This window comes from Kineococcus indalonis (assembly GCF_009906395.1).
In the GTDB taxonomy this organism is placed as follows: domain Bacteria; phylum Actinomycetota; class Actinomycetes; order Actinomycetales; family Kineococcaceae; genus Kineococcus; species Kineococcus indalonis.
On the sequence record NZ_JAAALM010000087.1, the window covers coordinates 1 to 10,247 of the forward strand.

At 76.5% G+C, this 10,247-nt stretch carries 12 protein-coding genes; 8 read left to right on the plus strand and 4 right to left on the minus strand.

Going from position 1 to position 10,247, the window contains the following annotated elements:
• The first annotated feature begins 68 nt into the window (after positions 1–68).
• The gene (locus GTR00_RS06605; RefSeq protein ID WP_407659633.1) at positions 69–848 is read left to right on the plus strand and encodes a sigma-70 family RNA polymerase sigma factor; all 780 of its coding nucleotides are present in this window, start codon (positions 69–71) and stop codon (positions 846–848) included.
• On the plus strand, positions 845–1,150 hold the full coding sequence (gene rsrA, locus GTR00_RS23590) for a mycothiol system anti-sigma-R factor (protein WP_166610844.1): 306 nt from the start codon (positions 845–847) through the stop codon (positions 1,148–1,150). Before GTR00_RS06605 ends, rsrA begins: the two co-directional genes overlap by 4 nt.
• Positions 1,151–1,226: 76 nt before the next feature.
• Here rsrA and GTR00_RS26295 read toward each other — a convergent pair whose 3' ends face one another.
• The gene (locus GTR00_RS26295; RefSeq protein ID WP_099052597.1) at positions 1,227–1,301 is read right to left on the minus strand and encodes a 50S ribosomal protein bL37; all 75 of its coding nucleotides are present in this window, start codon (positions 1,299–1,301) and stop codon (positions 1,227–1,229) included.
• Between the two features lie 99 nt (positions 1,302–1,400).
• Here GTR00_RS26295 and GTR00_RS06615 point away from each other — a divergent pair, with 99 nt between their 5' ends.
• Positions 1,401–2,528: a type IV pilus twitching motility protein PilT gene (locus GTR00_RS06615; protein WP_407659637.1), complete on the plus strand. Its 1,128-nt coding sequence runs from the start codon at positions 1,401–1,403 to the stop codon at positions 2,526–2,528.
• Positions 2,529–2,535: 7 nt separating this feature from the next.
• On the opposite strand, the gene GTR00_RS06620 is transcribed toward GTR00_RS06615, so the two are convergent.
• On the minus strand, positions 2,536–2,715 hold the full coding sequence (locus tag GTR00_RS06620) for a hypothetical protein (protein ID WP_166610846.1): 180 nt from the start codon (positions 2,713–2,715) through the stop codon (positions 2,536–2,538).
• A 101-nt stretch (positions 2,716–2,816) separates the two neighbouring features.
• On the opposite strand from GTR00_RS06620, the gene GTR00_RS06625 reads away from it, so the two are divergent.
• Complete coding sequence (locus GTR00_RS06625) at positions 2,817–3,857, plus strand: GlxA family transcriptional regulator (RefSeq protein ID WP_323132280.1); 1,041 nt, start codon at positions 2,817–2,819, stop codon at positions 3,855–3,857.
• Positions 3,854–4,756: a YihY/virulence factor BrkB family protein gene (locus GTR00_RS06630; protein ID WP_205705225.1), complete on the plus strand. Its 903-nt coding sequence runs from the start codon at positions 3,854–3,856 to the stop codon at positions 4,754–4,756. Before GTR00_RS06625 ends, GTR00_RS06630 begins: the two co-directional genes overlap by 4 nt.
• Before the next feature lie 82 nt (positions 4,757–4,838).
• On the opposite strand, the gene GTR00_RS06635 is transcribed toward GTR00_RS06630, so the two are convergent.
• Together GTR00_RS06635 and GTR00_RS06640 are read right to left on the minus strand one after the other, a co-directional pair.
• Positions 4,839–6,950: a methyl-accepting chemotaxis protein gene (locus GTR00_RS06635; RefSeq protein ID WP_166610847.1), complete on the minus strand. Its 2,112-nt coding sequence runs from the start codon at positions 6,948–6,950 to the stop codon at positions 4,839–4,841.
• Between the two features lie 82 nt (positions 6,951–7,032).
• The gene (locus GTR00_RS06640) at positions 7,033–7,536 is read right to left on the minus strand and encodes a DinB family protein (protein WP_166610848.1); all 504 of its coding nucleotides are present in this window, start codon (positions 7,534–7,536) and stop codon (positions 7,033–7,035) included.
• 82 nt (positions 7,537–7,618) lie between these two features.
• On the opposite strand from GTR00_RS06640, the gene GTR00_RS06645 reads away from it, so the two are divergent.
• From GTR00_RS06645 to GTR00_RS25600, 3 genes are all read left to right on the plus strand, one after another.
• Complete coding sequence (locus GTR00_RS06645; protein ID WP_166610849.1) at positions 7,619–8,401, plus strand: MOSC domain-containing protein; 783 nt, start codon at positions 7,619–7,621, stop codon at positions 8,399–8,401.
• Positions 8,394–9,365: a PDR/VanB family oxidoreductase gene (locus GTR00_RS25595; protein WP_166610850.1), complete on the plus strand. Its 972-nt coding sequence runs from the start codon at positions 8,394–8,396 to the stop codon at positions 9,363–9,365. Before GTR00_RS06645 ends, GTR00_RS25595 begins: the two co-directional genes overlap by 8 nt.
• 89 nt (positions 9,366–9,454) lie before the next feature.
• Positions 9,455–10,207, plus strand: coding sequence for a GAF and ANTAR domain-containing protein (locus GTR00_RS25600; protein WP_166610851.1), 753 nt, complete (start codon positions 9,455–9,457; stop codon positions 10,205–10,207).
• Positions 10,208–10,247 lie beyond the last annotated feature (40 nt).

Here is a 10,247-nt window from a genome sequence, read left to right on the forward strand (position 1 = left end):
CCAGCATGTCCGCCACAACACCCCCGCCGTGACGGAATGGTCACGCGGGCGGGGGTGTTGTGGCGGACATGCTGGTGGCTGACAAGACGGGTGCACGCACCGCGTCCCGCCGCACCGCGGGGCCCCCGGGCCGGCGCGACGAGCGCGGCCCGGCCCGCGCGGCGTCGGCCGGTGCGGGCGGCGCCGTGGGCGCGCGGCGCGGGGAGGGCCTAGGCTCGAGGGCGATGACCGAACAGACCTCGAGGGCCCCCTCGGAGGAGAGCGCCGACGAGCGCGCGGCGCGCTTCGAGCGCGACGCGCTGCCCTTCCTCGACCAGCTCTACTCCGCGGCGCTGCGCATGACGCGCAACCCCTCCGACGCCGAGGACCTCGTGCAGGACGCCTTCGCCAAGGCCTACGGCGCGTTCCACCAGTACGCCCCGGGCACGAACCTCAAGGCCTGGCTGTACCGGATCCTGACGAACACGTACATCAACACGTACCGCAAGAAGCAGCGCGAGCCGCAGCAGTCCCACTCCGACGAGATCGAGGACTGGCAGCTGGCGCGGGCGGAGTCCCACACCTCCTCGGGCCTGCGCTCGGCCGAGACCGAGGCGCTGGACCACCTGCCCGACTCCGACGTCAAGCGGGCCCTGCAGCAGGTGCCCGAGGACTTCCGGATGGCGGTGTACCTCGCCGACGTCGAGGGCTTCGCCTACAAGGAGATCGCCGAGATCATGGGCACCCCGATCGGGACCGTGATGTCGCGGCTGCACCGCGGCCGTCGCCAGCTGCGCGAGCTGCTGCGCGACTACGCGGCCGACCGCGGCGTGTCGGGGGCCGTGCGCGTGGGGGAGGGGGCGTCGTGACCGCGCCGCAGGAGCAGCAGGAGCAGGTCCAGCTCGCCGCGGCCGGCGAGGTGGCGCTGAAGCAGGAGTGCCGCGAGGTGCTCGACCGCGCCTTCGAGTACCTCGACGGCGAGATGGCCGAGCTCGACTGCGAGCGGCTGAAGTCGCACCTGGCCGAGTGCGCCCACTGCCTGGAGCAGCTGGCCGAGGACGAGGAGCTCAAGCGGGCCATCCGCGACGGCTGCCCGTGCGAGACGGCCCCCACGCAGCTGCGCGCCCGCATCCTCGTGCAGATCACCGAGGTGACCGCCACGGTGCGCTGAGCACCGCGCCGCCGCACCACGACGAGGGGCCCCGGACCAGCTGGTCCGGGGCCCCTCGTGGTTCCCGAGCGCTCGCTCAGGCGTTGGGGCGCTTGCCGTGGTTGGCGGCGTTCCCCTTGCGCGAGCGGCGCTTGCGGCCACGCTTGCTCATCAGCTGCTCCTCCCTGTCGAGATCTCCTCCTCCCATGCTCCCACGGGGTGAGGGGTGCTCAAGGTCCAGCTCCCGCAGCCCGATGCGGGCGGGGTGACGATCGCGCAGACCACCCAGCCGCCGGGCGCGGCGGCGCAGCGGGACGGGGCCGAGCCCCTGATCACCCCCTACCTGCGGGCGCTGGTCGAGCTGCGCGGTTCGGACCTGCACTGCAAGGCCGGCTCCGCGCCGCGGGTGCGCATCGACGGCCGGCTGCGCCAGCTGCAGGCGCCGGCGCTGAGCGCGCAGGACACCGAGGAGATGCTGCGGCAGATCCTGCGCCCGGACCTGGTGGAGGAGTTCGCCCGCACCCAGGAGGCCGACTTCGCGCACAGCCTGCCCGACGGCAGCCGCTTCCGCGTCAACGCCTTCCGCCAGCGCGGGGCGGTGGGCCTGGTGCTGCGCCGGGTGGCCGCGCACCCCGTGCCGCTGGCGGGGCTGGGCGTGCCGGCGGTGCTGGAGCAGCTGGCGCTGGAGCCGCGCGGCCTGCTGCTGGTGACCGGCCCCACGGGCTCGGGCAAGTCCACGACCCTGGCCGGGATGATCGACCACATCAACTCCACGCGCGAGAGCAACATCCTGACCCTCGAGGACCCCATCGAGATCCTGCACACGGACAAGCTGTCCCTGATCAGCCAGCGCGAGGTGCGGCTGGACACCGCGGACTTCACCACGGGCCTGCGCGCGGCGATGCGCCAGGACCCCGACGTGATCCTCGTGGGGGAGATGCGCGACACCGAGACGGTCAAGGCGGCCCTGTCGGCGGCCGAGACCGGCCACTTCGTGATGTCCACGCTGCACACCATCGACGCGGCGGAGACGATCTCGCGGATCATCGACTTCTTCCCGCCGCACGAGCAGAAGCAGGTGCGCCTGGCGCTGGCCGGCTCGCTGCGCGGCATCGTCTGCCAGCGCCTGGTGCCGCGCGCCGACGGCCGCGGCCGCTGCGTGGTGATGGAGGTCTGCGTCAACACCGGCCGCGTGGCCGACGCGATCGCGGACCCGGAGAAGACCCACCACATCACGGACCTGATCCGCGAGGGCGGCTACTACCGCATGCAGACCTTCGACCAGCACCTCGTGACGCTGGTGCGCGACGGGGTCGTGGCGCTGGAGGACGCCCAGCAGGCCGCCACGAACCCGCACGACCTGGGCGTGGAGCTGCGCCGGCTGGGCCTGGTGGCCTGAGCGGTCCTCAGCAGGGGCGGGCGCGCTCCGCCGCGGCCGGGCCGCGGTCGGGGCGCTCGAAGGCGGTGAAGCTCTCGCCGGTCCACCCGTTCGAGGCGCGGGAGTCGGCGCCGAAGAACCAGGCCAGGGGGCCCAGCAGGGGCGGCAGGACGAGGAGTGCGGTCACGGCGAGGTCGTGGGTGCTCATGGGGACGAGGGTGCGCCGGGCGCGCGCCGCCGCCGAGTGGCAGTTCTGCCGATGTTCGTCGTCATCCTGCCAACCGGGCCGGGCGCTGGCACACTGGCCGCGTGCACCCCCTGCGCTCGGTCGCCGTGGTCGTCGGCGAGGGCTTCTCCGCGTTCGAGTTCGCCATCCCGTGCGAGGTCTTCGGCATCGACCGCACCGAGGACGGCGTGCCCGCGTTCGAGTTCTCCGTGTGCGCCCCCGGCGGCGCCCCCGTGCGCTCGGCGCAGGGCTTCACCATGACCCCCGACCACGGCCTGGGACCGCTCGACTCCGCCGACCTCGTCGTCATCGGCCCCTCCCACGGGCTGCGCGGGCCCGCCGCCGACGTCCTGGCCCCGCACCTGGACGCCGCCCTGGCCCGCGGCGCCACCGTCGCCAGCCTGTGCAGCGGCGCCTTCACCCTGGCCCGCGGCGGCTACCTCGACGGCCGGCGCGCCACCACCCACCACCGCTACGCCGCGCAGCTGGCCCGCGAGTTCCCCGCCGTGCAGGTCGTGCCCGACGTCCTCTACGTGATCGACGGTCCCGTCGCCACCAGCGCCGGCACCGCCGCCGGCATCGACCTGTGCCTGCACCTGGTGCGCGAGCGCCTCGGCAGCGCCGTGGCCACCGCCGTCGCCCGGCGCATGGTGGTGCCCCCGCACCGCGACGGCGGGCAGGCGCAGTACGTCGAGGCGCCCGTGCGGCCCTGCGCCGACGAGTCCCTGCAGCAGGCCCTGACCTGGGCCGCGGCCCACCTGGACACCGAGCTGGACGTCGCGCGCTGGGCGCGCGCGGCGGCCATGTCCCCGCGCACCTTCGCCCGCCGCTTCCGCGCCGAGACCGGCGTCACCCCGCACCGCTGGCTGCTGGAGCAGCGCGTGGGCGCCGCCCGGCTGCTGCTGGAGGAGGGCGACCAGAGCGTGGACGAGGTCGCCCGCCGCTGCGGCTTCTCCTCCGCCGCCATGCTGCGCCAGCACTTCCTGCGCCTGGTGGGCACCACCCCCACCGCCTACCGGCGCGCCTACCGCGGGGGCCGCGCCCCGCGCGGCGCGCCGCTGAGCGTGCCCGCCCCGGCCGGCGCCCCCCGCCGGGCCGCCGCTGCCGTGCCGGCGGGCGTGTGAGCCGCACCCCCGGGCGCGTCACCTGGCTGCGCTCGCTGTTCGCGGACGTGCGCACCCGCCTGCACGGGCACGACCTGTCCCTGGTCTCCGCGGGCGTGACGTTCTACGCCGCGATCGCCCTGGTGCCCTCCCTGGTCGTCTCGGTGCGCCTGCTCGCCGCGGTGCTCGGGCCCGAGCGCGTCGTCGAGCTCGGCGACGCGGTGGGCCGGGCGCTGCCCACCGCGCAGGGCGCCGGCCGCGTCGTGGGCGACCTGGTGCGCACCGCCGTGGGCGTGGGCTGGCTGGCGGTGGTCGTCGCCCTCGTGCCGGCCACCGTCTACGGCGAGGGGCTGCGCCGCGGCTTCGCGCGCGTCAGCGTCCGCTTCCCGCAGCCGCCCCCGCGGCCGGTGCGCGGGCGGATCGGCTCGTGGGGGGTGCGCCTGCGCGCCGCGCCGCTGCTGCTGCTGGCGCCGGTGGGCTTCCTGGCGGTGCTGGAGGTCGCCCCGTTCCTGGCGGACTGGTTCGGCTCCGGCGGGCTGCCCGGCCCGGTGCTGGCCGTGTACGTCGCCCTGAACGTCGACTGGCTCGTCGTCTCCCCGGTGCTGGTGTACGTCTACCGGGTGCTGGGGCCGGTGCGGCCGGGCTGGCGCGCCAGCCTGTGGGGCGGCTACGCCACCGGCGCGTTCGTCTCCGGCTTCCTGCAGGGCTTCGTGCTCTTCCTGGCCATCCCCGTCGACCTCGGCTCGCCCTTCGGCGGGTACACGCAGGTGGGCGGGGCGGTCGCGGTGTGCCTGTGGCTGTGGGTGCTCACCGCGCTCACCGTCTACGGCTACGCCGTCACCCTGGAGCTGCAGCGCCGCTTCGACGCGCCGCGCGAACCCTCCCCGGTGGCCGCGCGCGCCGCGACCCGCCGCCCCTGACCCCCGGCCCGGTGGGCGGGGCGTGCGGGACGGCGGGTCGCGGGGCGGCGGTGCGCGGTGCGGCGGTGCGCGGGCGGGTCGCTCAGAGGGTGAACTGGCGGGTGGCCGTCTCCAGGTCCGCGGCCACCTGGCCCAGCTCGGTGACCGCCGAGCGCACCGAGCCGACCTGGGCGGTGGTGCCCGCCACCGAGCCCGCCGTCGCCGACAGCGCGCCCGCGATGCCGCCGGAGCTGGCCGCGGCGCTCTGCAGGGTCGCCCCGATCGAGGTGGTCGTCGCCAGCTGCTGCGCCACCGCCGAGGCGATCGTGGCCTGCTGGGCGTCGATGTGCGCGATGGTGCGCGTGATGGAGTCGATGTCGGCGCGCACGGCGGCGGCCTCGGCCTGCACCGCCGTCAGCGTCGGGGCGATCTCCTCGGTGGCCTGCGCGGTCTGGCGCGCCAGCTCCTTGACCTCCTCGGCCACGACGGCGAAGCCGGCGCCGGCCTCCCCCGCGCGCGCCGCCTCGATGGTGGCGTTGAGCGCCAGCAGGTTCGTCTGCCCCGCGATCGCGGTGATGGTGCGCAGCACGTCGGCGATCTGCTGCGAGGAGCCGCCCAGGCGCTCCACGGTGCCCGTGGCCGCCTGCGCCAGCTGCACCGCCTCGGCCGCCACGACCGTGACGCCGCTGGTGGTGGAGGCGACCTCGTCGGCGGCGGTGCGCAGCTGCTCGACGGCCTCGGCGACGTCGCGCACGCCCTCGGAGACGCCGCCGGCGTCGCCGGCGACCTGGCCGATCTCCCCGGCGGTGCTGTCGGCGGTGCGGGCCAGCTGGGCGCTGGCGCCCTCCAGGACGCTGGCGGTGCCCGTCAGGCGCTGCGCGCCGCGGCTCATGGCCGTGACCGCCTCGCGCATGCCGGTGACCGCGTCGCGCAGGGCGCGGCCCATCTCCCCGATCTCGTCGGTGCGCTCGTCGGCGGAGGCGTCCACGGACAGGTCGCGCGCCGCCACGCGGCGCAGCACGCCGGTCAGGTGCTCGATGCGGCGCACCAGGCCGCGGGCCAGCAGGGCGATGAGCACGCCGAGCACGGCCGCGATGGCCAGGCCGGCGAGCACGTTGTCGCGCACCAGCGCGCCGCGCTCGGCGGCGATGCGGTCCGTGACGGTGGCGGTGTCCGCCTCCGGCAGCCAGCTGGTGACCACCCAGTCGTAGGCGCCGTAGCGCGAGACGCCCACGGTCTGCCGGCCGGAGGGCAGGTCGACGGTGGTGGTGGTGAACCCGCCGTCGGGCAGCTCCGCGGCCAGCTCCAGCAGGCGCTCCACGTAGGGCTCGCCGTGCGCGTCGCGGGCCTCCAGCATCTCCTCGCCGTCGGTGGCGCCGTCGGGCGCGACCACGGCCGTGCCGCGGGAGGCGGCGGCGCTGGAGAACACCGCGTACTGGCCGGTGCGGCCCACGGTGGAGGCGGCCAGGCGCTCGCGCAGGTCGGCGGTGACGTCGGCCTGCGGCAGGCCCACGAACACGGCGCCCACGACGGCGCCGTCCACGACGAGCGGCTCGTAGACGGTGACGTACTGCTGGTCGGCGACCGTGGCGGTGCCGTGGTAGGTCTTCCCGGCCACCAGCGCCGCGACGACGGGGTTGGCGCTGCCGTCGTCCTTGACGGCGGGGATGTAGGTGCCGATGTTGCGCTTGCCGCTGGCGCCGACGACCGTGGTCGCCACCCGCAGCATGTCGCCGGCCTCGTTGACGCGCTGGAAGACGGTGGTGGCGGCGCCGGTGAGCCGGGCGGCCTCGTCCACGCCGGGGACCGCGACGGCGGGGTCGGACTGCTGGCCCAGCCACGCGCCGCCGAAGCGCAGCTGCGGCAGGGTGACCTGCGAGGCCTGCTTGGTGACCTGGTTGGTCGCCGTCCACGTCGCCGAGCCCTCCAGGTGCGGTGCGCCCAGCGACAGCAGCCGGTCGTTCGTCACGCGCAGGTCGGCGTCGAGCTTGTCCTGCACGGCCTCGGCCTGGGTGGCCACGGTGGTGGTCACCTGCCCGCCGGCGTCGCGCAGCGACTGCTCGGACATCGCCCGCACGTCGCCGGAGGTGGCGTCGGCGAGGTCGCCGACCTGCCAGGCGGTCAGGCCGCTGAGCAGGCCGGCGGTCAGGACGACGGCCCCCGCACCGGGGACCAGGAGCTGGGAGCGCAGCGAGCGCGCGCGCGAAGGGGCCACGTCCCCCCATCGGCACGCGCACCGGCGACCTTCACCCCCGGCGCGCCCGCGACCTCCGCCGCGGGCGGGTGCGCGGGCCCCCTCAGGCGGCCGGGCGCTCGCCGGTGCGGCCGTCGAGCTGCTCGCGGGCCAGGTCGGCGCGCCCGGCGTGGCCGGCGGTCAGCCCCACCAGGTGCACCAGCACCCAGCGCAGCGAGACGGCGTCGCCGCCCGGGGCGGTGCCGCGGTCGGTGAGCTTCAGCCCGGCGACGACGGCGTCGGAGGCGGCGCGGGCCCGCTCGTAGTAGGACAGCACCCCCCCGGCCGTCTCCCAGGGGTGCACGCGCCACTCGGCCTGCGGGTCCTGCGCGAGAGCCTCGGCGGGCACCTCGTCGCTGGGGCGCTCGAAGACCCGCCCGAGCCAGACGTACTCCAGCGAGGCCAGGTGCTTGACCAGGCCCAGCAGCGAGGCGCCGGAGCCGACCACGGGCCGGCGCAGCCGCTCGTCGTCGAGGCCCTCCAGCCGCCACAGCACCGCCTGGCGCTGCTCCTCCAGCGCGGCCACCAGGATCCGCTTCTCACCCGCCGTGCCCAGGACGCTCGTCACGGTGAGCAGGGTAGTGCTCCGCCGACGCCGCGCAGCCGGACGGCGCGGTCCGCGGCGGTGCCGGCTCGCTACCGTGGCGCCGGTGAGCACCGCGACGGGCCGGGTGGAGGCGCTGCACGTCTACCCGGTCAAGGGCCTGAGCCCGCAGCCGCTGCGCGAGGTGGAGCTGAGCGCCGGGCGGGCCTTCCCGCACGACCGCGCCTTCGCGCTGGCCCGCCCCGGCGGGGAGTACGCCCCCGGCGTGCGGCGCGGCATCGCCAAGCGGCAGTTCTTCGTCCTGGTCGCCGAGGCGCGCCTGGCGGGGCTGCGCACCCACCTGGACACCGCCACCGGCACGTTCACCGTCGCGGTGCGCGAGCACGAGGTGCTGCGCGCGGACCTGCGCACCGGCGAGGGGGTGCGGGCGGTGCTGGAGCTGTTCGCCCGCGTGCTGGACCTGCCGCCGGGGGTGCACCCGGTGTGGGCGCACGAGGAGGGCCGGCGCTTCACCGACACCGCCCCGGGCGGGGACGCCGCGATGGAGCTCGTCTCGGTGCTCAACCTGGCCTCGGTGCGCGAGTTCGCCGCCCGGGTCGGCGCGCGGGTGGACCCGCTGCGCTTCCGCGCCAACGTCCACCTCGACGGCCTGCCCGCGTGGGGCGAGCAGGACCTGGTCGGCGCCGAGTTCGACCTGGGCGGGGTGCGGGTGCGCGGGGCGTTCCCCACGGTGCGCTGCGCGGCCACCGAGGTGGACCCGGGCACCGGCCGGCGCGACCTGCCGGTGCCGCAGCTGCTCGCGCGCGAGTACGGCCACGAGCACATGGGCCTGTACGTCGAGGTGCTCGCCGGCGGCACCCTGGCCGTGGGGGGAGCGGTGCGTGCCTGAGGACCTGCGCCTGCGGGTGGCCGAGGCGCAGGACCTGACGCCCTCGGTGCGCCGCTTCGTGCTGGTGGACCCCGCCGGCGCGCCGCTGCCGGGGTACCGCAGCGGCGCGCACGTGAGCGTGAGCACCCCCGCCGGGCCCCGGCGCAGCTACAGCCTGGTCGAGCCGGGCTCGCGCGCCCCGCGGCGCTACGTGCTGTGCGTGCAGCGCGACCCGGACGGGCGCGGGGGCTCGGTGAGCATGCACGACGACGTGCGCCCCGGCGACGAGCTGGCCGTCTCGCAGCCGGCGAACGCGTTCCCGCTGCGCCGCGCGAAGCGCTACCTGTTCATCGCCGGCGGCATCGGCATCACCCCGGTGCGCTCGATGGTGGGCGAGCTGCGCGAGCGCGGCGGCGCGCAGGTGAGCGTGCTGTACCTGACGCGCAGCCCCGAGGAGACCGCGTTCCTGGAGGAGTTCTCCGCCGACGGCTCGGTGCTGCACCACAGCGCCCTGCACGGCCGGCTGGACCTGTGGCCGTACCTGGCCGAGCCCGACGACGACGCGCGCGTGTACTGCTGCGGGCCGAGCGCCCTGGTGGGCGAGGTGCTGGCGCTGACGGCGCACTGGCGGCCCAGCCGCGTGCACGTGGAGGACTTCGCCGGCGTCGACGCCCTCGGCGGGCGCCGGGCGCCGTTCACCGCGGTGTGGGCGCCCACGGGCGCGCGGGTGGAGGTGGGCGCGGACGTCACGCTGCTGGCGGCGCTGGAGCGCGCCGGCGCCGACGTGGACGCCTCCTGCGCCTCGGGGACCTGCGGGACGTGCCGGCTGCGGCTGCTGGCCGGGGAGGCGGAGCACCGGGACCTGGTGCTCACCGAGGCCGAGCGCCCCCGGTACGTGATGCCGTGCGTGTCCCGGGCGGTGTCCGCCGAGCTGGTCGTGGCGCCCGTGCAGGACGACGAGCGGGGCGGCGGCGCCGGCGACTGAGCCGGTCGCACCCTGCGCACGGGTGGTCGACTATCCTCGGACCCCACGGTTCAAGCAAGAGCCTCCACGGACGTGGCAGGAGGCCACCAGTGACGTCGGTCAGCGACCCGGCGAACCCCGAGGAGCGGGTCGCGGCCCTCGCGGCCGTCGCCCACCGCCTGCACGAGGAGGTGCGCGGGGCGCAGGAGGCGGCGGAGGCGTGCGAAGCCGTCGTCAGGGCGGCCGAGGCCGCGCTGCCCGGCCTGCTGGGAGCCAGCGTGACGGTGCGGCGCGGTCAGCGGGTCACCACCGTGGCCGGCTCCGGCGACGTCCCCCGCCGCGCCGACGACGCGCAGTACGCCGCGGGCCAGGGGCCCTGCCTGGAGGCCATCGCCTCGGGGTGCCGGGTGCACGTCGAGGACACGGCCGCCGAGGGGCGCTGGCCGCGGGTGACGCGCTCCTTCACCGAGCTGGGCGTGCGCAGCGTGCTGTCCTCGCCGCTGGTGCCCGTGGACGACCTGGAGTGGGCGGCGGGCCTGAACCTGTACGCGGCCGCCCCGGCGGGTTTCGACCCCGACCAGCGCGCCCGCGCGGGCGTCCTGCAGGCGGTGGCCGCCGGCAGCCTCTCGGCGTTCGCGCACCGCCGCCGCGCGCTGAACCTGGAGGAGGCCGTCGCCTCCAACCGGGACATCGGCGCCGCGGTCGGCGTGCTCATGGCGCTGCGCAAGCTGACCCGCGAGCAGGCCATGCTGGAGCTGCGCCGGGTCTCCCAGAACGCCAACCGCAAGCTGCGCGACGTCGCCGCGGAGGTCCTGGACACCGGCCAGCTCAGCGACCCCGCGGTCGGCGCGGTCCAGCGCTGAGCAGCCCCCCGCCGCGGGGTCGCTGAGCTGGCCGGTGTCC